The following is a 25,666-nucleotide window of genomic DNA, read 5'->3' as shown; positions in this document are numbered from 1 at the left end:
CCGGATTTAATTAGGGTCAATGAAGTATGCCCTCGTCACGAGATCGACAGCAGTTTCACGTGCTTTATCGCGCGGTACAGAGATGTCGGGCATTAAGATGTTTGCGTTCATCGCCCACCAGGTCAATATGTCGTTGATACATTGAACGTGGACGCGCGGGTAATCGAGCTTTTGAATTTCGCCTGCTTCCATGTAGATCGTTAAATTATGCTCGAAGACTTGGAAAAACCTTTCCTTCGCTGGGAAAAAGGCGTTAGCCAATTCGCGTAGAATGCTCGCGTTCGTCTCGATATTGCCAGTTGCAAGCAAGACGTCCGCATTCATGTCAAAAATATCGGATATCATCTGTTTGAAGCTTTTAATAATTGCCCCTTCCTCATCCACGATTCGTAAAACATCGTTGAAGATTCGATTATACAGCTTTACGCAAAGGTCGTTCAGATGGTTCATGTCGGCATCTTCGATTGGAAGCGAAATATCGGAGTCAAGGTAATCCTTGTCCAATGAAGCACGGATGACAAAGGTCAGGATGGCCTTCTTACTAGTAAATAGATTGTAGATCGTGCCCGTGGCAATGCCAGCAGCCGCAGCAATTTCAGATACTTTCGTATTCGCGTAACGCTTGGTATTGAAAAGTCTGCCTGCATGAAAATAGATGCTATGAAGTCTCGCGTCAGCCATATATCACCTCGAAATGAATGATTCATTCATATTGTATGGATATTGATGGCAGATTGTCAATATAGGGAGCGGCAGAAAAAAAAGAGCTCCTCAATAAGGCAGCTCTTAAATAGATTACACTACTTCTTACTCTCCAACGTTTTGAATGCTAAACAGCCGCGCATAAGCGCCATCTAGCTCCATTAGCTCCTGGTGCGTACCTACCTCTTTAATTTCACCATGTTCAATGAGAACAATTTTGTCCGCATGGGTAATCGTCGACAGTCGATGGGCAATGATGATCGTCGTGCGCTGGCGGGCCAGCTGCTCGAGTGATTCCTGGACGAGATGCTCGGATTCAAGATCCAGTGCCGATGTCGCTTCATCCAATATAATGACAAGCGGATTTTTCAGAAATACACGCGCTATAGCGACCCGCTGCTTTTGTCCGCCCGATAGTTTGACGCCCTTCTCGCCAATTTGTGTATCGTATCCTTGCGGCAGCTCTTCAATAAAATGATGCGCATTCGCAGCTCTGGCTGCTTCTCGTACCTCTTCCTCTGTAGCGTCAGGTCTTCCTAGCAATATGTTCTCGTATATCGTGCCGCTAAACAAAATATTGTCCTGCAGTACGATGCCGATCTGGCTTCGTAAACTATTCAGCGTAAGATTACGAACATCCTCATGGTCAAAGGTGACTGTCCCCTGTTGGACATCATATAAGCGCGGAATTAACCCGACGATAGACGATTTGCCTCCCCCGCTCATCCCGACGAACGCGATCGTTTCACCAGGACGAATGTCAAGGGTAATCCCTTTCAGCACCCAGTCGGATTCATCGGCATATTTGAACCATACATCGTTGAACTGGATTCGTCCCTGTATATCCCTTATTGGCTTGGCATGAGGAGCATCATCAATATCATAGGGCTCTCTCATAAATTCCAGCACACGTTCCAGTGACGCACTAGCTTGCGTAAGCTCCGTCGAAGAATTGACAATTCGTCGAAGTGGGTTATAGAGCCTCTCCAAATATCCGAAGAATGCCACGAATGCCCCGACGGTGAGATGACCTTGGATGACCTGATATCCGCCATATGCAATGACTAATAGCGGGGCGATATCAGTTAACGTGTTAATAATGCCGTTCGTAAGCGCATTCCATCGGGTCTGTGCAATTGCCCGTTTAAGAAATTGTTCATTTTTGTGGCCGAACTGCCGCTGCTCGTGCTGCTCTAAAGTAAAGCTCTTGATGACCGGTATTCCATTGATCCGCTCATACAGGTAGCCCTGCATTTCGGCTAAGGATTGTGATCTCGCTTTCGTTAACTGCCGCAAACGCTTATAGAGCAGCTTGACGGCGATCGCATAAAACGGAAGAATCGCGATCGCTACGAGCGTTAAGGAGGCATCCATGTAACTCATAATTCCTAACGCGATGGAGAGCGTGATAAGATCCAGCCATATATTCATCATCCCCGTCTCCACGAGGCTCTTCGTCTGTTCCACATCATTCATCATGCGGGAAATAATCTCGCCAGACTTATGATTATGATAATAACGCAGCGATAAACGTTGTGAGTGCGAGTACAGTTTATTCCGAATATCAAATAAGGTTCGAGAGGTGATGAGCTGCGCAAAATATTGCCGGTAATACTCAATCGGATAGCGTATAACGACAAACAATACCGAAGCAGCTCCAATCATCGTAAACAGTCTTGTTATCTTTTCCTTATCAGGCTGCGATGATAATAATACGTCGTCTACCGCATATTTCAGAATAAGAGGCAAAGTTAATGGTATAGCGAACTTTATGACGCCGATAACGACTGTAAGTATGACTAGATGCCAGTAGGGCTTGACGAAACTAAAATAGGCCCTGAAATTAGACAAGATCATAAGCTCCTTTCAAAAATCTCCTCCATAACTGTGTTTCATTATATCCCCCTGATGAACATATTTGTAGTGTAACAAAAAAACGAACACTCGTATGAGTGTTCGCGGATGATAGATGCATGAAAATATTAAGCACGGTTTCCCGTCAGCAAAGCTTCCTTCGTTTCATTGGCGGAGGATTTAGGCGGCAGCTCCTGCGTTATGCTTACATTCGGAAGCTTCTCTACATCTAACCGTACCTTGTGGCGAATTTGCTGAACAGCTTCTCCTAGCGATCGAGAATCTTCAGCTTCCAGATCGAGCGTCGAAACAAAGCTCATCGCGTTCAGCTCTGGGATCGTACTTACGGTCGAGCCTAAAGCAATTTCACTCTCTTGTACAAGCTTCACACCAGGCGGCAACAGCTCGTCCAAAGGCGTGTGACCGTTATATTGGTAGGACTGATTGCTCTTGATCGTGACATCGTCCTCTAGATAGATCCGTACGTTGCAGCGGGATATGGACGATTCAGCCAAGCACGTCGCAGGCAATTCGTCTGTCTGACCATACAGAATCACTTCCGCCCAAGCTTTGGTAAGATCTAGACCATAAACCTGATTTATTTGCGGAATAATGTTCCAGCCACCAAACCGAGCTGCAGTCTCGATGATGCCAACCTGCCTATTCTTCATCAGCTTTACTTCGGTATGGGTTGGACAATTCTCCAGTCCTAAGCTTTCGTTCGCCTTCCGGCAAGCTTCCACGATAATGGCTCTTGCCTCCTCGTCCAGCACACTCGGTACAATGTGAGCTGTCTCCGTGAAGCTCGAATGCATAGGAGCCTTATCTGTAATCGCAATCGGATGATAACGTCCGCCGACCATCATCCCTTCTACCGAAACGTAATCGGCGAATCTCGGATCGTCATACCAATCTGCGTTGCAGCCCTCCATATAGGACTCTACAATGAAGAGGCAATCATCATTGAATAGGAGCAGATCGCCTGAATCTGCGCTGATGCTTTGCCGAACCTGCCGATACACTTCAATCGGATCACGTGTGCCATCAAGCAGCGTTACGCCGATGGAGCAAGCTAAGTAGGTTGGCTTCAGCACAAGCGGATAACCTAACTCACGTACCGCATCTCGTAAATCCTCCTCGCTGTTAATGGCGCGGAATTCTGGCGACGGAACAGCTGCTGATCGGAACGTCTCTCTCATCGTTAGCTTGTTGCGCGCCCTCCGTGCAGGCATGACTCCTGCGGACCGCAGACCGAGCGCTTCAGCTGCACGCGCAACGGACAGCACCATATTTTCCGCTCCGCCGAAAATAATTCCGTCCGCCTCGAACTTCCTAGCAGCTGATATAATAGCCTCTACCATCTCATCATCCGATAACGTATATGGCTCCGCTCCCTTGAATGTGACCCAATCCGGATGGACATATCCGCTCGGAGAGAAGGCCGTACGTTCTTGCAGAACAGCGTGCGCATAGCGGTGAACGGTCTCCATATACTTCCTCGTTACCGCACTGGGACGCGGAACATATACCGATACATTCGCCAGCTTCGATAACGTTTCAACGGAAGGCGGAAACCCTCCCAGATCGCTGACGAGTAAAATGTTTTTCATTCGGCCGCACCTCTCTTCATCCTACTGTATGAACGATTATGCTTGCACCTGCTCCAGCGGCTTCGCTTCGATCCGGAAGCATTCGATCGCACGATGAATTGCCTGTTCGACCTGTGCTTCGCTGTCGCCTCGAAACATATATCTGCCGCTAATATGATAATAAGAGCCTTTGCCGTCCATGATCTCACCTGGCTCTGGAATCCGTTCGTGATAAATTTCAGGAATGACTCCAAGCAGGCTCGTTACGCTTATGACTTCGACAGGTGTACCTGGAGGCTCAGGGAATTGCAGTAATCCGCCATGCACACCGCTCTCTGGCACTTTCAGCGGCGTAAAGGTGCCGAGCTCGATTCTAATCCATTCCTCACACAAGTTCACTCCGTAAAGATCCTGCGTCAAGAATGGAGTCTCGGCTCCGCCCATCCGCGCACCGATTTCCAAGAATACGGCTTCGCAGCTATTGCGGTCGATGACCTCCAGATGAAAACAGCCATTGAGAAGCTCAAGAGAATGCAGCACCTTCTCGGTGAAGCGGGTCATCCGTTCTTTGAGCTCCAGCCTGTCTGTCACGATGAACGAACCATTCGGTATTCCTTGCGAGAAAGCATAACAACCGTTCACATATTGGGACACCGCGATGAACTGCAGCTGCCCCTTATGAATCAAGCCGTCAATATGGAAAATAGGTCCGTTGATGAACTCTTCACATTGATAATTGTCCGTCTCTCCTGCTTGTTCGATCTCTTCTAATATTTTCTTAAGCTCAGACTCGTTGTCAGCCTTTTTGACCCCTTGACTGGCGGCCCCTCGCTTAGGCTTCAGCATGATCGGATAGCCGACACGTGAGGCAAATGCTACGGCATCGTCCGTTGAGGTGTAATCCAAAAATTCTGGAACTCGTATCCCGTCTCTTCTTACACGTTCTTTCATTACAATTTTGTCGCGGTAGAGCGCTATTCTTTGTTCCGAAATGCCTGGTATGTTGAATTTAGTCCGAAGCTTAGCAGCATTGATCAGATCAAATTCCGACAAAGCAATCAGCAGGTCGATCGGTCCATACGAGTTCACGGCTTCAGCGGCAGCAACCTCGAGAGCCTCATAGTCCTCGATATCTTCAAGCTCATATATTGCAGCGGCCTGGTCCGCATAGGCCTCAATATCTTTATGTCCTCTCTGATTGACGAAATAGATGACCCGATTGTCCGAGTGATTAATGACGTTCGTGTAATTTACGAAGCCGCCAAAAACGTAATCTCCAAACCGATGAATGATTGCGATAACCTGTCCTGATTTCATAAAAGAGCCGCCTCCTAAACAACGATTTTCAGTACATTGCACCTGACGAAAGTGCATCATGCTGTGTATCGTCAACCATGCTTACGGTGCAGATATTTGTACTTTCTTCTCCGCTTTATGCTCAATTAAGCTGCTTCTCGTATGCTCATCTCGGTGCAGCTTATGTTTCAGCCTGCGGATTAATATCGTCTGCAGCGTTCCGGCAGTCACGAAGACTAAGCCAAGCATTGTAAATAAAACCTGACCATCGAAAGCCTCATAAAGAAGTCCGCCAGCGACCGGTCCGAGAGCGAGCGGAAGATGCATGTGCAAGCTGAAGATAGAAAAGTAGAATCCCCGTTTCTCCTCTGGTGCAATCGCGGATACGGTTCTCTGCAAATGAGGACCAATCAACATCTCAGCTACGGAGAAAATAGTTTCGGTAATGAATAACAAGTAAATATACGGCGAGTAAGCATAGCCGAAGGCAACGGCGGCGAACATGGCATACGATACACCGACGATGGACGCTGCCGCAAAGCGCTCGGTACGTTTAACCAGCCACATCTGCAAAGCGATGACGAGTATGCCGTTAAGTGTCATGAGCGAAGCTAGAATATCTTCCGGCTGCTTAAAGTGATCCCCGAGATGAAATGGAAGCATCGAAATAACCAGCGCATAGATTAGTCCGATAGGCGTTGCTAGAAGCATCAACGCATAAAGAGACTTATGGTCTGTCCAACGGGAATAAGTGCTGCTCACAGCCTGTTTTTCTACCTTGCGGGCAGCTTTATAGGATTCTGGAACTTTCCATAATACGAGAAAGATATAAGCTAAGAGCACGAACGCACTGCCCAAAAATACGACGTTCGGGTTCCATTGAAACAGCATTAGTCCGATGGCTGGACCCATTGCGGTTCCGACATTGGAGGCGGTGTGAAGCAGAGCGAATACTTCAGCCTGCTTGTCGAGCTCCACCACATCCGAAATCATTGCATTGGCGGCCGGCGTGAATAGAGCGGAGCCGACGCCGATTATAGCGGTAATGACGGCGAAGGCCCATACACTATCCGCCAGCGAATAGGCGCCGAGGCATAGCACTTGAATGAATAGCGCTGCAATCATAACAGGCTTCCGTCCGAACCGGTCGCTTAAACCGCCTGATAACATCCCGGTAAGCATTCCTGCGAAAGGCTGCAATCCAATAACGAGCATCGCGTCCAGGATGGAACCGTTTAATTTATCAAACAGATATAGAGCCAGAAACGGGCGGATAATAAAGGTTGTCATGGCGTTGATGGCGTTACCTGCCACCCGTATCCATATTGCAGCGTCATAACGATGCAGAAGGCCTATCCATTTGTTCGTCGCTCCCACCATTTACACCCTCTCGCTGCTCAGTTCCTCAGCGGCTTCCCATCGGTACTTCCGCTCCAGCAGCTCGATTGCCGTCCGTAACGATTGCTCCACAATTTCTTGATCAACGCCCGGCACCTGACAGCCTAGTAGGCAGATATTGCGTGTCTTATCGGTAACCTTCTGTACCTCACTATCCCGGTAACAGAACCGGGATAGCGTTTTTTCATCGTCGGCAAGCACAAGCAGACCTTCCGGCAGCAGCTCGGGTTCAGCTGCCCCCAAGCCTTGGAATGGCTCTCCTCCTTTGGTGTAGGTCAACCGCAGAGGTCCGTTGACACAATCTGCATCGAATACGCCAAGAGGAATGAGATGCTGCAAAGCAGCGATATTGACGGCATCCACAATTGGATGTATCAGTGGTACTCTCTCTAGCTCATCCTTGATGAAGAAGCGCTGGAGCATATTTTGGACAGATGGGGGCGTTTTCTTCGTATCCAATCCAATACTGGCATAAAACTGAGAATACACTGCCACTAACGGAGTTGAAGCGACCTCGGCCTTTGTTTTGCCCCGCCAGCGGCTATGAATTTGCTCCCACAAATCTGAATAGTCAGCTGCTGCCTCCTTAGGACTTAGCTGAAGCCGACAGCCGTACACGTTAATGCCACCCAGACGCTCCTTCACTTGCTCAGTTATTTCAATCCGATTGAACATATGCTTCCTCCCTGTCATAAATTTCGATCAGACGCTCATCAGCGTCCGCTCCTTCTGCTGCAATGCTGGCATGGCGTCGCCGATTCGGACAACGTTCGGCATATTCATCCCTGCAAATGCGTTTCGCGTATCGAGCACTGGTACACCCGAGTTGACGATGTCCGGCAGATGATAACTGGAATGAGCCGTCAGCAGAACGACGCAATCATAGCCAGGCAGGCTACTTTTATCGATGACAGTCTCCGGTTTAATCGTATATCCTCCGTCGGTTACAATCGTGTCACAGAACGGATCGTTGGCAGTCAGCTTGGCTCCTTTGGCATGAAGCAGCTCATAGACCTCCAAGCTTGGAGATTCGCGCCAATCGTTCACGTCAGGCTTGTAGGCCATTCCAAGCAGTAATATTTTTGATCCGTTAATGGGCTTCCCTTTCGCATTTAAAACATCTGAAATTTTTTGTACCACATACCTTGGCATGTTCCGGTTCATATCTTGGGACAGCTCAATAAACCGACTGAAGAAATTTTCGCCTTTAGCTTTCCATGATAAGTACATCGGATCAAGCGGAATGCAGTGTCCGCCGATTCCAGGACCCGGATAGAACGGCATAAAGCCGAAGGGCTTCGTTGCCGCTGCTTGTATAACTTCCCATACACTAACGCCGAGTCTGTCGCAGAGCAGCGCTATTTCGTTAATGAAGGCAATATTTACACTTCTGAACGTATTTTCCAACAGCTTGGACATTTCGGCAGATCGCGTCGAGGTCACTTTAACGGTGGATTCGACGATGGAAGCATACAGCATCTCCCCAAGCTCCAGACATTTCGGCGTCGCTCCGCCAATGACCTTCGGAGTGTTGCGAATGCTGTATTTCTTGTTACCAGGATCTACCCGTTCCGGCGAATAGCACAGATAATAATCGTTGCCAGCATGGAGACCAATGTTCGCCAGTTCCTTGCCGATTATTTCGTCCGTCGTGCCCGGATAGGTTGTACTTTCCAATACAACTAAGGTTTCCGTCGTCATATATTTCTTCAATTCTTCGACGACCGATCGGATATAAGTTAAGTCAGGATCCTGATTTTTACTAAGTGGTGTAGGTACGCATATGCAGATGACGTCCATGGTGCTTATGATTTGAAAGTCTGTTGTGGCCCGAAACTTTCCTTCGGTGATAACATCGTGGAAATGATCTACCCCTACAATGTAGCTGTCGCCATTATTCAAAATGCGAACCTTATCCTCGTTGAGATCGATCCCCGTTACCGGAAATCCTGCCCTGGCAAATTCAAGAGCTAGTGGCAAACCAACATAACCCATGCCAACAATTCCGATTTTCGCCTCTTTGTTTTTGATTTTCAATTGGAGATGCATTCGACTCACTCCTATATTCATTCTGTGGCACTGTTGATCCAGATCAGATATTTGGAACGATTAATGGCCCGCTTAGCCGAAGGCGATTGCCGTCTCTACGGACAAATCTAGATCATCTGCCGCCAACAATTCATCAGAAGCGATCAAAATGTTGTAATGATTAGGGAAGTGGCATTCGTCGAAGCCAATTACTTGACCAATAACACGATCTCTGACTCGTACTTGGTCACCCCGTTGGATGATTCCGCCGCAGCTCAATTCAACAAATCCTAAAAATCCGACATGATTGATCCGGTCACCGCATACCGCAGTCCGTTCCGTCGTGGTCACAATTTCATGAATTTCACCCTGGCGTACGCACCGTGTATCGAACTCGATGAGCTGCATTCCCCGATCCTCCTGCTTATGAAACAGCAGCTTGACGAAGACCCCTTCTACTAGCCTTTTCTCTGTACGGCTCATTTCGTAACGGCCTCCATGCCATAGGTTTCGTGAACGAGGCGGACCGCATCAAGGCCATCCTCGCCGTGGCAATCCCCAGCTTGAATTTGGAAAACAAAGTCTTTTAATATTTCCTCGTATTCGTGATAAAGGGACGATTTAAACTCAGTAAATCCAGCCAGCATATCTACCGTAATCGTGTCGCCGTTACTTAACTGGATGATGACATCTTTCTTCTCCCCATAGGGATATGCCCAATCCAAATGGACGGAAACTGGAATGCCGGTCTGCGTCACGAGCTCCACCTTCGCTTCGATATCGACGTTCCTTTCATTGCGGACAATATCAGTAGAAACTACCGTCAACCGTCCCAGGAAGAAAGCGAGCGTATCATACACGTTCGGCCCGTTATCGGCAACACAGCCGCCGCCGCATCGCTCCGGCTCCAAATACCATTGATCGAAGCCGGCATGGTCCTCAATTTTCTCCAAGTAGCTGGCTGATACGGAGACGATATCCTCTCTCGGCAAGCTGCTAAGTGCACGTACAAAATGAACGTTATAGCGTCTATGGAATGCCGTAAACATCGTTCGCCCGGTGGAACGGGACAAACGGACCAGATCTTCCGCTTCGGAGAGCGTTAGGGTCATCGGCTTCTCACAGCAAACATGCTTGCCGGCCAGCAAGGCATCCCGGCAAATTTCATAATGCTTATCATTGGGTACATTGACGATAACGGCGTCGATATTTTCTTGGCGAAGCATTTCTTTATAATCTAGAAAGCAGTGAAGACCTTGCTCCTTAAAGGGCCGTAGCCGATCCTCGCTTAGATCGCATACCGCTACCAATTGCGGATTGTCAAGACGGTTCTTCAAGGCGTCTACATAAAATTTGGAGATGACACCCATTCCAATCATTCCAACACGCACGAACATGAATTTCCTCCTTTTATAGTCGTATTGTTGAACACTGTTATGAGATGGACATTGAATAGGCTAATGAAGGGATATTTAAGCGGCTTGCCAATTCTTCAAGAGATTCAAACAGCTGCTGATGAATGGCAATCGAATTGCTGTTCTTCTGATGCATCGCTTCCGGATAGCCCGCATATACGACCTTCTTCTCCGGTGAGCTCGTTGGGCATGAAAGCAAAGCTTGCAGCATGGTATCCATTGAGGATTGAAATTCTTTCAATGGGCGGAAAGCGGCCACATCAAGTGCCAGGAAGAAGTGGCCTACATCGTCGTCTACTTTACCTGCATTAGCATTGTTAGGGTCCAGCAGGCTTGGATCAGGCCCCATTTTCGCGCCGGATAGTGCTCCACAAAGAATATCAACCATGACGGCTAGACCGTATCCTTTGGCCCCGCCTGTTTCTAAAGATCCCCCTAGCATTTGGATGTGCCCTGTTCCGTTATAGTAAGCTTCTGGATCGGTAACCGGCTTGCCGTTATCGTCGACCAGCCATCCTTCCGGTATCGATTCTCCCTTGCGCTTGGCGGCAAGCACCTTACCGGTGGCAACGACGGTCGTGCCCATTTCCAGCACGAAGGGCGGTAGACTGTCAGCAGGTGCGCTCATGGAAATCGGGTTCGAGCCAAGCATGTTCACCGTACCGTTCAAAGGCCTTGCAATCGTCTGTGCTCCTAAGTTGCTCATCGCAATGCCGATCATTCCCGCTTCAAGCGCTTGCTTTACGTAATAACCGGCCCCGCCGAAATGGGACGAATTGCGAACCGCTACGCATCCGACCCCGACCTGACGTGCCTTAGCGATGGCTAGATTCATCGCGTGAACGCCGGCGACCAGCCCGAGCCCTTGTCCTGCGTCCATCACTGCAATCCCGGGAGTCTCAGAGACGATCATAAATTCAGCAGTTGGGTTAATCCGCCCTCCTTGCAGCTTCGTTACATAAATCCGTTCTAAATTCGCAACGCCATGGGTATCAAACCCTGCCTCATCCGCATAGCACAGCACATCCGCTGCTGTGCGGCTATGTTCCTCTGAAACACCGCAAGCTGCAAATACGTGCTCAATAAATCGCCTTAGCTCTTTCCGCTCTACTCTAACCTCATGACTCATGTTACGGTCTCTCCCTTCCTTCCGAGCAATGCGAGCTTCGGATGTCCCGCGCCGCAAGCGATGAGCAGCTTCATTATTTCGCTCGCATACTGCTCCATCTCTGTAATCGTAATAAATTCTCCCTCGGCATGGGCAAGATTCGCGCTTAAGCTTCCAGGTCCGAAGACGATCGTGTAAGTATCCTCCCGTTGTGCCCACATCGCATCACATGTAAAAGCATTGTCCTCAAGCTTCTCTGGGTTCCGCTGCCAGCCAAGCCCGGCGAGGAAGCCTTCCCACGCCTCGCTGCGGTTATTTAACACGGGCAGCCCTTGCTTAAGCCAAGTAAGCTTACATATGTCGCTGGCTGCTTCCGCCGTCAATCGACTGAACGGATTGTCTTGATATTGTTCAGCGAATTGATCGAGCAACAGCGCGAATGCTTGCTCGGTCATCGTTCGAATCCGTTGCCCGCTCTCCGTCGAGGTATACGCGAAATTGATAAGCATCCGGCCGGTTCCGTACACTTTATTGTGCATGGTGCCGGTATGGAGTCCTGCCAGACACATTTTGCCTCCCTCTTCCGTAATTGTTGGAGAAAGCTCGGTCAACAATCGCTGAGCCAAGTAGCCAAGCAGAAGCGTAGCGTTATGTCCCAGATGCGGCGCATCATCGGTCGCATCGATACCGAGGACTTCAATTCGGGCTGTCATGGAGGTGGTGGACTTGTCAAAATAAACCCCGGCGGAAGGCTCAGCAAACAGGTTCAGGCTGCCAATGTAGCCATGATCCGCCAGCAGCTTCGTGCCATAGACCCCCATCGCTCCTCCTTCCTCTCCGCTGACACATTGAATCAGGATACTAAGGTTATCAGTTAACGCCGGATGTTCATTAATCGCTCCTTCCAGGCCGGCAAGCAAAGCAACTGCCGGACCTTTCATATCGACAGCGCCCCGTCCGATAAATCGTTCCCCGTCAAAGGAGACGGGGAATGAACCAGCGACGGTATCCATATGAAAATTAAACATTAAAGTATGCGTCATGGGCCGCTTCGGGCCAAGCCTTATCACCATGCTCGGCTGAGATTCCCAGAAGCTAGGTCCCATTCGATCGGCACACTCCTGTACACTTACAGGCATGTAGAAGCTGTCGATTTCCTCAGGCTGCGGCGCTTTGTAATAGACAACCTCGCCGTTCAACCGTTCTGCGGCAAATCGTGCATACAAGTCCATCGCTGCCGCCAGCTCGGATGGCTCTCCGGTCTCCATGGGCGAAACGGTATTCGTCTGCAGCAGCTTCATGAGCAAATCGACATACTCAGCCGTAACGAGCCGTTCTTGAGCTCCTTCCTTCATCGGTTGACCTGCCTTTCTTCTTGAAGTGCAGCCGTTGAGTCCATGCTTACATGTCGTGGGCCATAAGTCATGTACAGCTCTTCGAGCAGCTGTTCCAATCGACGTCCATAGGCAATATACGAGCCGCTTAGGTCTGCTCCCTCACCGGTCTGCTTCAAATGCGGAATGAGATGAAGATGCGGCTCAATCGCTAGAATGCCGTTATACCCGTGGTCCAATAGCCAAAGCAGACATTCCCGCACCTGTGAAGCACCCTCGCCGGGAAAACTATATACCGCCTCCTCGCCATGTAATGTACCGTCCTTGATGTGTACGTGCTCGACGTATGGCCATACCCGCTTCAAATAGGCTAAAGTATTGTAACGGTAAGCAATCCCGTTCCCGGTATCAAACATTAACCGCAGATAAGGGCTTCGAATAGTCTCCACAAGCTCAAGAGCATTGTCGGGATTCGTTCCCGCCCAGCCTGAGCAATTTTCATGGAGCAGAACGACACCTTCATCCTTCGCCGCGTCAGTCAATCGATGAAAGCGGTCCAATACCCTTGCCTTCCATTCCTCTTCCGGCAAACCGTCATTCGGATATGACATAACCCGGATATATCGCGCACCGATTGCACGCATTTTGTCGGCTGCACGTTTGAGCTCCTCCATATCCGACTCGAAATCGCCGGTAATCGGCCGCTCCCAATTGGCGATACGTGAGGCTACCGCGGTAACGCGCACACCGGAAGCACTCAATGCACGGCAAGCCTGGCGGTAGAAAGCAGTGTCCCATTCGGAGAACGCTTGTCCATTTGCTGATCGCAGCTCAATCTCGTTCCATCCCAGCTCCAAGTGAGTATGCAGTTGAGCTTCCAGTGAAGCACCGGCTTCGTCCCCCAGTCCGGACAACTCGATGCGATACGGGTTAGGCATGGACTTTAACCTTCGTATAGAAGCCGATCACCGCTTCGATAACTTGCTCGACATGGTCATCTGGCATTTCCGGATACAACGGGAGTGCGAGAGAGCTCTTGGTAATGGCCTCGGCGTTCGGGAACTCGCCTTCTTTGTGCCCAAGATATGAGAATGCCGGCTGAAGCGGAAGCGCCAGCGGATAGTAAATTTGCGTCTCAATGCCCTGTTCGGCCAAGCTTCTTTGCAGATCATCGCGATGCTCGGCTTGAATGACATACGTGTAATACACTCGGGAGTCATGGTTATCGGTTACGATTTTGATTTGAGAAGACCACTCCGCGAATGCTGCATGATAGCGCGAAGCAATCTCTCTCCTGCGCTGTAGAAGCTGTTCGTAGCGCTGGAATTTGTGCAACAGATAACCGGCTACCGTTTCATCCATCCGCATGTTGTACCCGAGTTTGTGATGGAGGAAACGGTGAATGCCGTCCTGACCGTGATTGCGCAGCATACGGCTTGTTCGACCAAGCTCATCGTTATTTGTCACGATGACGGCTCCATCACCGATTCCGCCAAGAGACTTCGCCGGGAAGAAGGAATACAGTCCCGCATCGCCTAATGTACCGGCCATTGTACCGTTCACACTTGCACCGAGCGACACAGCACTGTCCTCCAGAATCGTAAGCTGATGCCGCTCTGCGACTTGTGCTATTCTCTCCATGTCCGCCATTACGGAGAACAGATGAGTCGGAATGACGACCTTACTTGCTGGCGTAATTCGAGCTTCGAGATCTTCCGGGTCCATCATCCCCATCTTCGGATCAACATCAACAAAGACGGGACGGCCCCCCAGCAGCGAAATCGTGCTAGCCGTCGAGATAAAGGAAAAGGCCGGCGTAAGCACATCAACACCTGGTCCAACCCCCATTGCGCGCAGCAAAATCGTCAGGGCGGCCGTTCCATTCGCAACAGCAATGACATGCTTAGCCTTCGTATACTGACCTATGCGTTCTTCTAGCTCCTGCACATGCTCCTTCAAAATGAAGTTGTCGGATGTGCCGACGCGATAGACAATTTCTTTGATCGCCTCGCGATCCGAAGCATATCTTAACGGATAATTAAAAAAAGGAATCTTCATCATAGCACCCCGCCTTCGTAAAAGCTCCGTATTGCACGGCATACTTCCATGACCTGTTCATCCATCAAATCTGGATATAACGGCAGTCCGACAGCACGACGGGCAGCCCGTTCAGCAACCGGCATATCTCCTGTCTTGTAGCCAAGCTGTGCAAAGCAAGGCTGCAGATGGAGCGGGATTGGGTAGTACACTTCCGTACCAATGCCAAGCTCGCTGAGATAAGACACCAGCTGATCGCGGTTTTCCGCTTCGATCAGGTACACGTAATAGACGGGATTTGCAGCATCCGTCCGTTGCTTGATGGACGGCGGAGTAACCTGCGGAATTTTTGCCAGTTCCTGATCATACAAGGAAGCTAGCCATGCGCGGCGGGCGATATCGTGCTGCAGGGAACTAAGCCGTGCCGAAAGAACAGCAGCTTGCACATCATCCATCCGGCTGTTCAAGCCGATCCTGTGATAAATATAAGGCGTATCCTCCTCTTGACCGTGAATGCGAAGCCTACGCAGCTGCTTTGCTAGTTCATCATCGTTCGTCAACAGCAGCCCCGCATCGCCAATAGCACCTAACGTTTTGGTCGGGAAGAAAGAAATGACGCCGCAATCCCCCAGCAAGCCCGCATGCTTCCCTTCACAGAACATACCGATCCCCTCGGCGCTGTCCTCCAGCACCAGCAAATTATATTTCCGCGCTACCTCCCGAATCCGGGCCATGTCAGCCATCTGGGTGAACAGATGAACGGGCATGATCGCCTTCGTCCGCTCGGTAATCTTCTCCTCAATGGCGGCTGCGTCAATGCTGTACGTAACGGGATCAATATCGCAAAATACGGGGGTTGCCCCTGTATGGGCAACTGAGGATGCAGTGGCGAAGAACGAATAGCATGGTACGATAACCTCATCGCCGGGACCAATGCCTGCAGCATGAAGCATTAGAATGAGTGCATCCGTAGCATTGCCAACGGCGATGCAATGTTTGGCGCCGGTATATATTTTTAGCGCCTCCTCCAGCTCTTTTACAATCGGGCCATTGGTGAACTGTCCGTTGTCCAGTATTCGATCCAATGTTTGCTCGATAATCGGCCACTGCCTTTCAAATGAACGGGCTCCTGAATAAAAAGCTACACTCACATCATCACCTCATTGATCATTCCTTATCGTTGTGCTGCCACAGTGATCGTACTCGACTCGTTGTGACTCATCAGGCCGCATAACGACTTAGCCTGACAGATCGTTCTTACTACATGTGCATTAAAAGAGAGATCACTTACCGGTTTCGGGCCGTGTCCGTTGAAATAGCTGTAAAAATCTTCGAACACTGCTGTCAGCGGATCATCAAATACGATTTCTTCCGAAATTAGTTGTCCTTCCTTCGTGTACATCCGCAGCCAAGAATAGCTATCATCTTGACCCGATGGGTAGTAGCCGCAGACGGTATGACGCTCAAACTCCAGCTCAATGGCGCGTTCGCGAACCGGCGAAGCCAGATTGGAGCTAAGTCGGGTAACGACCCCATCGGTATGCTGCAGCGTAATATGTGCAGAGCCCATCTTCGGGATTTGAACTTGTCCGATTCGCATGTCCGCAACGTCTGCTGCGACGACCTCTGCTGTCATTCCTCCGATAGCTAATGCTAATGCGGCTATGTGCGGTATTTCGACATCAAAAGCATTACCGTGACTGGAGTTAGCTAAAGTACGCGACAGCCGCGGCTTATTCTGATAAGCTGTTATGCCGCGAAGCGGACCTAGCTCACCAGTTTGAAGAAGCTGCTGAATCCGTTTGGTCAAGCTGCTTGACAGCCAATTGGCAACGACCAACACGTCCAAGCGGTATGCAGATTGAAGCTGCTGAATTTCTTCCAACTCGATTAAGCTGGATGCTAGCGGCTTCTCCATAATGATCGTGTGGTAACCATGCTCGGCGGCCTGCCGCAGTGCAGCAGCATGCAGCTCCGGTGGGGTACAGATATGCACGACGGTGAGGTCGGGCTGGAATCGGGATTTGGCTTCATCCCAATCCTTGAACAGCTCTAAATTCGGGTCAGCAATACCGATTTCCGCCAGCTGCGGATCAATGATTCCGATAGAGGGATCAAACAGGGCGCTGCCTGTCTCCAATTGGATGGCCTTTCGTAAGCAATGATAATGAAGCCCTCTTCCCGCTCTTCCAAAGCCGACAATCAAAGATCGCCGCATTCGAATGCCTCCAAGCTTTTTATCTAGTTAAACTTCTAAATTTCGATCTGTGACCAATTTACTGCACTTGCTCTCTACACTTGAGCAGACGTTAAGCGGGTCGCTTGCTTTAACTCGGCAATAAACCGGCTCACTTCTTGTTCTACGAGCTCTGGAGGCGTCTGCCGAATCAGATTAATGAGCGCACTGCCGACGATCGCTCCGTCTGCATATTCGCTTACTTCCCGCACATGATGTGCTCCAGAGATGCCGAAGCCGACTGCCAGCGGAAGTGAGGTAACCTTACGAACCTGATTCAGAAATTCAGGCAGCTCTTGAGGAAGTGATTTTCGTTCCCCTGTCACACCTGTTACAGAAATGCAATAAAGGAAGCCCCGTCCCTGTCTCACAACTGCAGCCGCGCGCTCCTCTGTCGTCGTCGGCGCCAGGAAGAAAATAACATCCAAGCCGTGAGGCTCGAATATGTCCACCCAAGGCTGCGCCATCGTGGACGGTAAATCCGGAATGATGAAGCCGTCAACACCAGCAGCTTTGGCATCATGTGCTAAGCGCTCCAGCCCATAGGCTAACAAGGAGTTACAGTAGCCCATCAGAACAAGGGGGAGTTCAAGACCGGATTCACGCAAAGAACGAACCGTTTCAAGACACGAGGCTAACGTTATTCCGTTATGGACTGCGGTTAGACTAGCCTCTTGAATAGTAGGGCCGTCTGCAAGCGGGTCGGCATACGGAATACCTAGTTCAATCATGTCAGCGCCCGACTCTGCAATCGTGCGGATGAGCGATTCCGAGCCTTCAGCCGTCGGATACCCGACCGTAATATAAGGAATGAGGGCCCGTTCTCCACGCTCCTTCAAACGGGCAAACATCGTTTCAATACGGCTCATACCGGCACCTCCGTTTCATTCATACGATTAATGGCTGCAATTGCTTGCTCAAGGTCCTTGTCGCCTCGTCCGGACAGATTGACGAGGAGGATCGCATCTTTCTTCAACGTAGGAGCAACCTTCAACGCCTGTGCTACTGCATGAGACGATTCAAGGGCAGGCAGAATCCCTTCCATGCGGCATAGATATTGGAAGGCATGCAATGCCTCTTGGTCATTAACGGACGTATATTCCACCCTGCCGATATCTTTCAAATAACTATGCTGCGGCCCGACTCCCGGATAATCTAACCCCGGCGCTATACTATGGGTTTCAAGAATTTGCCCATCCTTATCCTGCAGCATATAAGTCATACTTCCTTGTACGATGCCCAGCTTTCCTTTGATAAGGGGTGCTGCATGCCGACTCGTATCCAGTCCATCGCCGGCTGCCTGTACACCGATGAGCTTAACATCAGCATCATCCAGGAATGCGCTGAACATGCCGATTGAGTTGCTTCCTCCTCCGACGCAGGCGATAACACAATCTGGCAAGCGCCCTTCCTTCTCTAGAATTTGAGCACGGGCTTCTCTGCCGATTACGGATTGGAAATCCCGGACGATCTCTGGGAATGGATGAGGACCAACCGCCGAGCCAAGCAAATAATGCGTATCGGACACGTTGGCGATCCAATCGCGAATAGCTTCATTGATTGCATCCTTCAATGTTCTCTGTCCGAGTTGAACCAGCTTTAAGTTCGCTCCGAGCATTCTCATCCGGTCGACGTTAGGAGCTTGCCGCTCCGCATCTACCGCACCCATATAAATGACGCATTCAAGTCCAAGCAAGCAGCAGACCGTTGCAACCGCTACACCATGCTGACCGGCACCCGTTTCCGCAACAATTCGTTTTTTTCCTATCCGTTTAGCGAGTATAGCCTGAGCAAGCGCATTGTTAATTTTGTGTGCGCCTGTATGGGCTAGGTCCTCCCGCTTCAAATAAATTTTCGCCCCTCCCAGATCAGTGGTCATTCGGTGAAGGGGGGTAATCGGGGTAGGTCGTCCGACAAACTCCTTCAGCATTTGATCGACTTCCGCCAGGAATGACGGATCGTCCTTCACACGCTCATATTCCCTGCTCAGCTCTTCCAGATTTCGGATTAGCGTCTCCGCTACAAAAGCGCCGCCAAATTGGCCGTAAAAGCCTTTCATTATGGGATCCCTTCTTTCTAAGCTTTATTGGGTGCTGCTGCATCAAGTCCTGAGAACTCTCTCACCCTTCTTTCAATGTCTGGTGTTTTTAATAGTGCTTCTCCTACCAGCATGGCATCGAACCCTAAAGCTTCTGCTTGGAGCGCATCTTCCCGCGAGGAAAGACCGCTTTCACTAACGGTTAACGCGTCTTTCGGAAGAACAGATCGAATCTGCTCGGAACGTTTCAGATCTACTTCGAACGTTTGTAGATCACGATTATTAATGCCGAAAATACGAGCACCCGCCTCGACCGCTTTAGCAGCATCCTCCTCGGTGAAGCATTCGACTAACGCGTTCATGCCGAGTTCATGAACCAGCTCAATCATCTGGGCTAACATACCGGGCTTATCGATACATCTGACGATTAATAAAACGGCATCGGCACCTACTGAACGTGCCTCATAGATTTGGTACGGATCAATAATAAATTCTTTATACATGACAGGAAGATGGACCTCATTATCGTTGGCTACCCTCTCGACGATATGAGCGCCACCGCCGAAAAAGACTTCATCCGCAAGAACAGAGATTGCTCTTGCCCCACTCCGAGAATAGATGCGCCCTAATGCGACAGGGTCAAAATCAGTCCGGAATTCTCCCTTAGATGGCGATTTACGCTTGATCTCTGCAATAAGCGAAATTCCCGGAGCCGACAATGCACGATAAAAGTCGCGAACTGCTCTTGCTTCCTGCACTTTCGCTTTGAGGCTCTCTACGGGCTGATTCTTTTTTTTCAGATCGATCTCCTGATGCTTGTTAGCAATGATCTCATTCAGCATAAACATGAGGCATGTCCTCCTTTGGATTTAACGTAAGGCGGCTCCTGCATCGACAAAAGATACATAATGTATCAATATGTCCATACTTGTGCCTTAATGAAATCTCCCTACTGCATGGTGTAAAATTTCAATGATTCCATCGCATTTTGTATGAACCCGGAGAAATTTGAGCGAATACGAAAAATATTCAGCTCAATTTTGTAACAACTCTTGCTACATAATGAAGCATAACAAAAACTATTTCAAACGTCTACACGCTTCACAAGAAGTTAACATCTTGGTCCAAAAGGCTGATATGGAGCATGATTCCACATTTTCAGACGGGACTTTTGCAGGGATTAAGTGTATGAATCGACACATTTCATCCCTTTCGATTGAGCGCATAAGGCAATCATAGGACTTGATTGTTGTTATTTAATCATGAAGGCCCATTTTTTTGCATGTAGTATAAATATGTATATATTATAAAGAGCTGCCGAAATGGCAGCTCTTGTTGGTTCGGGTCGATAGTGGCAAGTATACGACAAACTCTGCTGATTAGGCTGTACCTTTTGTCAGATGCTGGGCGGCCAGTGCGATAAACATGAAATGCGATGATCCGCCTCCTAGTACATATTCCACCTGCTGCCACAGGTACGGGAACACGAGCAGCTCAGGGAAGTCTGGACGAATTAGTGCGGTACCCGATATGACGCCGCCTGGAATATACGACCAATCAGCCCGATTTAGTCCATACCCTACCGTTGCTGATTTGGCACCTACGCCCGATGCGAATGACATCGTATTGGAACCCGGATGACAGCCCAATACAAAGTTCAGCGCATTGAATATCAGTTCGGAATCGAACAGATCGGGATAAGCCTTGTGCAGGAAAAAGTATTCGAATCCTAGTCGCTGGATTCCCCAGCCCGCTCCCCAAATATGCGGACGATATGGGATTCCGTACGGCGTCTCGGCACTTTGCTTCGTTAACTGCTCTTTCAGAGCGGGCAATGCTTCTCGCAGCTTTCGGGTAAAGCCAGTATCATTCATCGTTTGCTCGGCACGAGCGACAAACCAGCCTACCTTATCTATAGATTCGGCGATATAATCGGCTTCCGACATAAGATAGTCTTTGTAGACGAGTTCGCCTGTGGCCAGGTACAATTCTACAGCAGCATGAATTTTGGCGATTCTGGCAGGACCCGTTCCATCCGTAACATTGTATATCTCACAAGCCGTCAGTAAGGCTTGGCTGCTTAGCGCGGGATTGAAATCCTTCAAAGCTCGGGAAGCGGCTGCCAGATGGGCCGCGGTTGTTAACTCTCTCGGCGGGTTATCCTCCGTAAACACCCAGCGATCGTCCGCATTCCCTTGAATTCCGTCTGACATGACCGCACTATCGCCAAGATGTACGTATTGCCGAAGATCGTTCTCGATAATTCCCCGATAAAGCCGTCCTAATGCTTGATAGCCTCCCACTACAGACAGGACGCCGTGCTCAATTTGCTGCAAGATGTCGTTTTTACCGTCAGGCTGGTGAATTTCGACAACTCGTCGGTCTTGGTCAATCGTTGTCGCATCGTAATAGACATTAAAGGCTTCGTACGCTAAAGCGAGTGTATAAAATTCCCCCGATTGTGACTCTATGCGCAGGTCAAAGTCGCCGGCATCGTGCCATCCGCCAATATTCAGCCCTGGAACAACGTCGCCTGGCTGGTATCGGGTCAGAGTTGAAGGCCCCTGTACGTATCCGTCAAAGTGGTTAAGATTCACCGGGGCCATTCTAGCGTCATCGTGATGACAGAGGCCATGCCATACACGGTATTTCTCGCTTACCCGCATATGACACATTTGTACAGGCAGAAAATATTCCAGCACCGGCTGCCAGACGCCTCGGTCATAAACATCGCTTGCGATGCTGAAGACGGATGACTCCGACGAACCATAGCGAACCTTGTAGAGCCCTTCTTCCCTTACCGCTGTAAAATCAAATTTCAAGTAATGGTAGCGGAGAAATTGCCCCCATTCCTGTCCTTCAGCTGAAAGCACGAGCTGTTCGCCTGTCTCGGTTATTCGGACAAGCTCCGGTTTTTCCCGTCTGTTCTCCCGTTTATCAAGCTCAATGATTGCGATTTTCGATTGGCTTGGATGGTATCCTACCTGCGACGTTTGTACGACAGGCGGATAAACCCAGTCTTCTACGACATGGGGTGTAATGATCCATCGAATTGCATCATTCGTAGCTCCAGCTGGTACTTCGCTGCTAATGACAAACCATCCGTTATTATGGTTCATTCGCCCGTCATACAGCTTAAGCTCAGCTTTTTGGCTTTCAATCGTAAAGCGGTTGTAAGGGTCCTCGGGCCGAACGGTGAACCGTTTGCCAACTGCATACGGCTCGGCAATGAGATCATCGGCAATGATCGGATTGTATTCCTTGTTGTCGCCCGACAGAAGCTTCAGATCCGCACGGGCATCTGCTTCGCAGAAATCTCCGGCATGCGAATAGTTGGATGGCTGCGATCGAACGGGACCATTCGGCTGTTCAGGGAAAATTCCATGCTTGTGGTCCATAATCCAAGGCTTACCGAACAGCGCGCCGGGAAACAGCTCTAGGTTAAAGCATATTTTGCCGCAATATTTGTCAGGGATCGGTCGATCCATGTCGACGGTAACGATGAGCGACGAGCCTTCACCCTTAACGATAACCTTGTAATTGAACTCGAAGTCTGGGTAGATCATCGGGTTGAATCCTTTTAAGTGTCTCGAACGGTCCGGGAAGCTCAGTGAAGTCGTGATCGTATTCGATTCTTCATCGAGATCACGCTTCCCCTGCTTAGGGACCGGCTGCCATTGCCCGGGCGTCTGCTCGAACCGAATATCGCCGTTCGTAGCGACGCGATTGCCGTGCATAATGATACTTACACCGGACTGATGTCCTTCTGGATAAATGTCGTCGAAGGCCATCACATCCACACCGAGATTTTGAAAATAGCCAGAGGTTTGATTTAACTTGAAGCCCGAATTTTCAGAGAGAGTGGAAGCATTTTCCAGTAACATTCTACAGTCTCCTCTTCGCGATTATTTCGAAAGAATCAAACCACCTACTTATAGACCAGAAAAGTAAAATGGTTCCAGTTCCCTATTCCATAAAATAATGAGTAACGGTAAGTTATATAAAGGGCTGGCCAGTCCAATGATAGGGACATTTAGGAGGGTGATAAATGATGATGAAAAAATGGTTAAAGAAAGGCTCTGTTGCATTACTCGGTGCTGTTCTTCTTCTCGGCACGCTGCCGGCTACTTCTAATGCAGCCGCAGATGCAAGGGCTTCGATAACAGCCTCTTCGTATTATACCCCTATTGATACCGGCCAAAGTTTCTATCGTACATTAGGGCCTTACGCAACAGAGTCATACCGAATTGACAATACGGATGGTAAGTACGCTAGGGCGTATCAATTGTTGGTTTCAAGCTCGGCATCGGCCAACGTGTATACATCGAGCATCCAGATTTCGGGACAGGGACGGATACACTATATCTCGATGCAGCCTGGGCTCTATGTCTATGACATCATACTGTATCCGACTGCAACGGCGTACATCGATGTGACCAACTCTTTACCTACTACTAATAGTTACGTAATAAGCGTTTACTAGAAATGAATGTGTATTCAAACGATTAATCCATAGCAAATTGGCGATCACTTCTTGGTTGATGCCAGGGTGTGATCGCCATATTCCCATCCTCGCTATTCAAGCGTGAACGATGCCAGACTTGTTCTGCTTGGTCCGACATATTTGAAATATAGGGCATGTACGCCATCCGGAATTGTAATGTCAGCCGAGAATCGCTTCCAGTCGTTGCTCGTCTGGATCGGAATACTTCCAAGCGGCTTGCCGTCCCATGCTGTCATAATTTCTACGGAGCCTTCTCCTCCGCGTACTTGGATCGAAATGCGTCGCACCCCTTTGCAATCGAAGTACTTGAAGCCCGCTACGGCGCCGTCTCTCATATTGGCGATATAACCATTCTCCTCGTCCCCGTCCTTGCCGTCCTGCGTAATCTTCGGAAACCGGCTGTCCATCCAATCGCCGGGACCTGCCGTGTATGCTTCTTCCTCCTTGCAGAACAATTGACAAGCGATATATGCAGGGTATTCTCCCTTTCCAACTAACGGACCGCCATTCGGACCACAAGAGGACATCTCCACTTGAGGAATCGTTCCGTCCTCTAACACCTGGATTGGTTCTAAGCAGGCTTGTCTGCTATAGTTCGTTCCATTCGTATGGCGGTGATAGAAGACGTACCATTGGCCGTTAATCTCGATAATGCTGCCGTGGTTGTTACCGCCATAGAACATCGGCTTATTGGCCGGCTTATAAGTATCGATACCGGTATCGTTATTGCTAACGATCGTACCGCGGAATTCGAATCCATGAGTAGGATGCTTGCTTGTCGCATAGCATAGCTCGTGAAATAGAATGGATGAATAAATAAAATAATAGGTATCTCCGATCTTGCGCATCGAAGAAGCCTCAAAAAATTCATGTCCCTCATAGCCTGATCCTTGACTATAAGGAGCGCTTGGTGCAATAAACTTTGGGCCTTCCTTGATCGTAATCATGTCCGGCTCCAGCACGGTCGCCATCGGACCGGAGCGGGACGTATCATTCTGGAAGCAAAATCCGGTATACAGGTAGACGTTATTCCCTTCTACTAAGACGCCGGGGTCGAATTGCGGCTCGTCGCCCTCTTTAGCTCCAAGAAGTGTGCCGTCAGGGTAATGAACATCCCCGTAATATTCGTACTTCCCTGCAGGAGTATCACATACCGCCACGGATACGAAGTTGTTCCTATTCAATACATAATATAAGTAATATCTTCCATCAGGTCCCAATGCGACGTCTGGGGCGAAGAGGCACATATCGCCGTCCTCGTTATAGGGGGCGTCGGTTTTCTGATAAATGACACCTTCATATCTCCAATCCGACAAGTCATTGACCGGAGCCGACCAGCAGACGTAATCGTTCAAGCAATAAGCATGTCCGTTGAAACGGTCATGTGAACCGTATACATATACACGATCGCCAAAAACATACGGTTCACCATCCGGTATGTATTCCCAAGAGGGAAGGTATGGATTAAAGCCTTGTCTGTTCATGTCTCATTCATTTCCCTTCCTATACGATAACAGCTATGTACGTGCGTACATTCCAATTGTAACGCTTTCTTTTCCTCTCAACAATACTTTCCATCGCGCAAAAGCCTTTCTTCCTACTTCATTTTATCCAACATTTTGGATGATCGTGTTAATGGCATATACGGGCTAGACCTAATTACATACAATGTTTCCAAGTATATTGAGGGGGAGGATGATATGAGGCTGCGCCTTCGAAAGCTTCCGAGTATAAACGCGTCGACTGCTCGGCGCAAAAAGTCGGGATATAAGAAATGTATTGTCCTGTGCAAATGCTGCAAGAAGCGGCCTTGCAATAATTGGCTGACTGATAGAGAAGTCTTGAAGATTAGACATATCTTAAGAGAGATTGCCCGGTGTATGCAGCCTGTCATCCTGCATCAGGACGCCTACAATATTAAAGCTTTAAAAATTCAGCTTCGACGAATGTCTCGAACGTTGAATAAAGCGAAGCTGTGTCCAATTGTGAAGACCGAAATTACAACGATTATTAACGAATTTAATTCGATTCTCAAGAAATTTCCGGTTTCTAGTCTAAACATCGTTAACAATATCAATTTGACGCTCGTGCAGCTTGCCGTCACCTTCCAACTGCTGCAGAACGAGC

21 protein-coding genes are annotated in these 25,666 nt (G+C 49.2%); 1 reads left to right on the top strand and 20 read right to left on the bottom strand.

The genetic code is table 11. The features are described 5' to 3' along the window. Positions 1–6 precede the first annotated feature (6 nt). From PXY01_RS00265 to PXY01_RS00175, 19 genes are all read right to left on the bottom strand, one after another. Positions 7–681, bottom strand: coding sequence for a TetR family transcriptional regulator (locus tag PXY01_RS00265; protein WP_127566094.1), 675 nt, complete (start codon positions 679–681; stop codon positions 7–9). Between the two features lie 126 nt (positions 682–807). After that, a complete protein-coding gene (locus PXY01_RS00260) occupies positions 808–2,553 on the bottom strand; it encodes an ABC transporter ATP-binding protein (protein WP_127566092.1) in 1,746 nt (581 codons plus the stop codon). 131 nt (positions 2,554–2,684) lie between these two features. Next, complete coding sequence (locus PXY01_RS00255; RefSeq protein ID WP_127566090.1) at positions 2,685–4,166, bottom strand: ATP-grasp domain-containing protein; 1,482 nt, start codon at positions 4,164–4,166, stop codon at positions 2,685–2,687. A 36-nt stretch (positions 4,167–4,202) separates the two neighbouring features. Continuing rightward, on the bottom strand, positions 4,203–5,462 hold the full coding sequence (locus PXY01_RS00250) for an ATP-grasp domain-containing protein (protein WP_164744247.1): 1,260 nt from the start codon (positions 5,460–5,462) through the stop codon (positions 4,203–4,205). 81 nt (positions 5,463–5,543) lie between these two features. Beyond that, positions 5,544–6,821 (bottom strand): MDR family MFS transporter, encoded by a 1,278-nt coding sequence (locus tag PXY01_RS00245; RefSeq protein ID WP_127566086.1) that lies wholly within the window; start codon positions 6,819–6,821, stop codon positions 5,544–5,546. Next, complete coding sequence (locus PXY01_RS00240; RefSeq protein WP_164744246.1) at positions 6,822–7,514, bottom strand: B3/B4 domain-containing protein; 693 nt, start codon at positions 7,512–7,514, stop codon at positions 6,822–6,824. A 27-nt stretch (positions 7,515–7,541) separates the two neighbouring features. Next, complete coding sequence (locus PXY01_RS00235) at positions 7,542–8,888, bottom strand: nucleotide sugar dehydrogenase (RefSeq protein ID WP_127566082.1); 1,347 nt, start codon at positions 8,886–8,888, stop codon at positions 7,542–7,544. Between the two features lie 72 nt (positions 8,889–8,960). Continuing rightward, positions 8,961–9,350, bottom strand: coding sequence for a DUF6917 domain-containing protein (locus PXY01_RS00230; RefSeq protein WP_127566079.1), 390 nt, complete (start codon positions 9,348–9,350; stop codon positions 8,961–8,963). Continuing rightward, on the bottom strand, positions 9,347–10,264 hold the full coding sequence (locus tag PXY01_RS00225) for a Gfo/Idh/MocA family protein (protein ID WP_127566077.1): 918 nt from the start codon (positions 10,262–10,264) through the stop codon (positions 9,347–9,349). Before PXY01_RS00225 ends, PXY01_RS00230 begins: the two co-directional genes overlap by 4 nt. Before the next feature lie 37 nt (positions 10,265–10,301). Then, complete coding sequence (locus PXY01_RS00220; RefSeq protein ID WP_127566075.1) at positions 10,302–11,411, bottom strand: Ldh family oxidoreductase; 1,110 nt, start codon at positions 11,409–11,411, stop codon at positions 10,302–10,304. Beyond that, positions 11,408–12,745, bottom strand: a complete 1,338-nt coding sequence (locus tag PXY01_RS00215; RefSeq protein WP_127566073.1) for a M20/M25/M40 family metallo-hydrolase — start codon at positions 12,743–12,745, stop codon at positions 11,408–11,410. The genes PXY01_RS00220 and PXY01_RS00215 overlap by 4 nt, the downstream gene beginning before the upstream one ends. Then, entirely contained in the window at positions 12,742–13,662 is a 921-nt protein-coding gene (locus PXY01_RS00210; protein ID WP_127566071.1) for a sugar phosphate isomerase/epimerase family protein, read from the bottom strand. The genes PXY01_RS00215 and PXY01_RS00210 overlap by 4 nt, the downstream gene beginning before the upstream one ends. Beyond that, positions 13,655–14,785: a DegT/DnrJ/EryC1/StrS family aminotransferase gene (locus PXY01_RS00205; RefSeq protein WP_246027743.1), complete on the bottom strand. Its 1,131-nt coding sequence runs from the start codon at positions 14,783–14,785 to the stop codon at positions 13,655–13,657. The genes PXY01_RS00210 and PXY01_RS00205 overlap by 8 nt, the downstream gene beginning before the upstream one ends. Next, positions 14,782–15,912: a DegT/DnrJ/EryC1/StrS family aminotransferase gene (locus PXY01_RS00200; RefSeq protein ID WP_174721784.1), complete on the bottom strand. Its 1,131-nt coding sequence runs from the start codon at positions 15,910–15,912 to the stop codon at positions 14,782–14,784. Before PXY01_RS00200 ends, PXY01_RS00205 begins: the two co-directional genes overlap by 4 nt. A 23-nt stretch (positions 15,913–15,935) precedes the next feature. Continuing rightward, entirely contained in the window at positions 15,936–16,979 is a 1,044-nt protein-coding gene (locus PXY01_RS00195) for a Gfo/Idh/MocA family protein (RefSeq protein WP_127566069.1), read from the bottom strand. A 74-nt stretch (positions 16,980–17,053) separates the two neighbouring features. After that, the gene (trpA, locus tag PXY01_RS00190) at positions 17,054–17,866 is read right to left on the bottom strand and encodes a tryptophan synthase subunit alpha (protein WP_127566067.1); all 813 of its coding nucleotides are present in this window, start codon (positions 17,864–17,866) and stop codon (positions 17,054–17,056) included. After that, the gene (gene trpB / locus PXY01_RS00185; protein WP_127566065.1) at positions 17,863–19,056 is read right to left on the bottom strand and encodes a tryptophan synthase subunit beta; all 1,194 of its coding nucleotides are present in this window, start codon (positions 19,054–19,056) and stop codon (positions 17,863–17,865) included. Before trpB ends, trpA begins: the two co-directional genes overlap by 4 nt. 17 nt (positions 19,057–19,073) lie before the next feature. After that, the gene (gene trpC / locus PXY01_RS00180; RefSeq protein ID WP_127566063.1) at positions 19,074–19,883 is read right to left on the bottom strand and encodes an indole-3-glycerol phosphate synthase TrpC; all 810 of its coding nucleotides are present in this window, start codon (positions 19,881–19,883) and stop codon (positions 19,074–19,076) included. A 531-nt stretch (positions 19,884–20,414) separates the two neighbouring features. Further along, positions 20,415–22,919 carry a glycoside hydrolase family 9 protein gene (locus PXY01_RS00175; RefSeq protein ID WP_127566061.1) on the bottom strand — a complete coding sequence of 835 codons (2,505 nt, stop codon included), beginning with the start codon at positions 22,917–22,919 and terminating at the stop codon, positions 20,415–20,417. 164 nt (positions 22,920–23,083) lie between these two features. On the opposite strand from PXY01_RS00175, the gene PXY01_RS00170 reads away from it, so the two are divergent. Next, positions 23,084–23,518 (top strand): hypothetical protein, encoded by a 435-nt coding sequence (locus PXY01_RS00170; RefSeq protein ID WP_127566059.1) that lies wholly within the window; start codon positions 23,084–23,086, stop codon positions 23,516–23,518. A 92-nt stretch (positions 23,519–23,610) separates the two neighbouring features. Here PXY01_RS00170 and PXY01_RS00165 read toward each other — a convergent pair whose 3' ends face one another. Beyond that, positions 23,611–25,023: a family 43 glycosylhydrolase gene (locus tag PXY01_RS00165; protein WP_127566057.1), complete on the bottom strand. Its 1,413-nt coding sequence runs from the start codon at positions 25,021–25,023 to the stop codon at positions 23,611–23,613. Positions 25,024–25,666 lie beyond the last annotated feature (643 nt).

Origin of the sequence: Paenibacillus xylaniclasticus, assembly GCF_004001065.1 — a bacterium.
Taxonomy (GTDB): Bacteria; Bacillota; Bacilli; order Paenibacillales; family Paenibacillaceae; genus Paenibacillus_T; species Paenibacillus_T xylaniclasticus.
Note: the sequence above shows the minus strand (reverse complement) of the source record. Positions and strands in the feature narration are given on the sequence as shown.

Coding starts and splice junctions, on each gene's coding strand:
- PXY01_RS00265 (WP_127566094.1), bottom strand. CDS start 681: ATGGCTGACGCGAGACTTCATAGCATCTATTTTCATGCAGGCAGACTT.
- PXY01_RS00255 (WP_127566090.1), bottom strand. CDS start 4,166: ATGAAAAACATTTTACTCGTCAGCGATCTGGGAGGGTTTCCGCCTTCC.
- PXY01_RS00250 (WP_164744247.1), bottom strand. CDS start 5,462: ATGAAATCAGGACAGGTTATCGCAATCATTCATCGGTTTGGAGATTAC.
- PXY01_RS00245 (WP_127566086.1), bottom strand. CDS start 6,821: ATGGTGGGAGCGACGAACAAATGGATAGGCCTTCTGCATCGTTATGAC.
- PXY01_RS00240 (WP_164744246.1), bottom strand. CDS start 7,514: ATGTTCAATCGGATTGAAATAACTGAGCAAGTGAAGGAGCGTCTGGGT.
- PXY01_RS00235 (WP_127566082.1), bottom strand. CDS start 8,888: ATGCATCTCCAATTGAAAATCAAAAACAAAGAGGCGAAAATCGGAATT.
- PXY01_RS00230 (WP_127566079.1), bottom strand. CDS start 9,350: ATGAGCCGTACAGAGAAAAGGCTAGTAGAAGGGGTCTTCGTCAAGCTG.
- PXY01_RS00225 (WP_127566077.1), bottom strand. CDS start 10,264: ATGTTCGTGCGTGTTGGAATGATTGGAATGGGTGTCATCTCCAAATTT.
- PXY01_RS00220 (WP_127566075.1), bottom strand. CDS start 11,411: ATGAGTCATGAGGTTAGAGTAGAGCGGAAAGAGCTAAGGCGATTTATT.
- PXY01_RS00215 (WP_127566073.1), bottom strand. CDS start 12,745: ATGAAGGAAGGAGCTCAAGAACGGCTCGTTACGGCTGAGTATGTCGAT.
- PXY01_RS00210 (WP_127566071.1), bottom strand. CDS start 13,662: ATGCCTAACCCGTATCGCATCGAGTTGTCCGGACTGGGGGACGAAGCC.
- PXY01_RS00205 (WP_246027743.1), bottom strand. CDS start 14,785: ATGATGAAGATTCCTTTTTTTAATTATCCGTTAAGATATGCTTCGGAT.
- PXY01_RS00195 (WP_127566069.1), bottom strand. CDS start 16,979: ATGCGGCGATCTTTGATTGTCGGCTTTGGAAGAGCGGGAAGAGGGCTT.
- trpA (WP_127566067.1), bottom strand. CDS start 17,866: ATGAGCCGTATTGAAACGATGTTTGCCCGTTTGAAGGAGCGTGGAGAA.
- trpB (WP_127566065.1), bottom strand. CDS start 19,056: ATGAAAGGCTTTTACGGCCAATTTGGCGGCGCTTTTGTAGCGGAGACG.
- trpC (WP_127566063.1), bottom strand. CDS start 19,883: ATGTTTATGCTGAATGAGATCATTGCTAACAAGCATCAGGAGATCGAT.
- PXY01_RS00175 (WP_127566061.1), bottom strand. CDS start 22,919: ATGTTACTGGAAAATGCTTCCACTCTCTCTGAAAATTCGGGCTTCAAG.
- PXY01_RS00170 (WP_127566059.1), top strand. CDS start 23,084: ATGATGATGAAAAAATGGTTAAAGAAAGGCTCTGTTGCATTACTCGGT.
- PXY01_RS00165 (WP_127566057.1), bottom strand. CDS start 25,023: ATGAACAGACAAGGCTTTAATCCATACCTTCCCTCTTGGGAATACATA.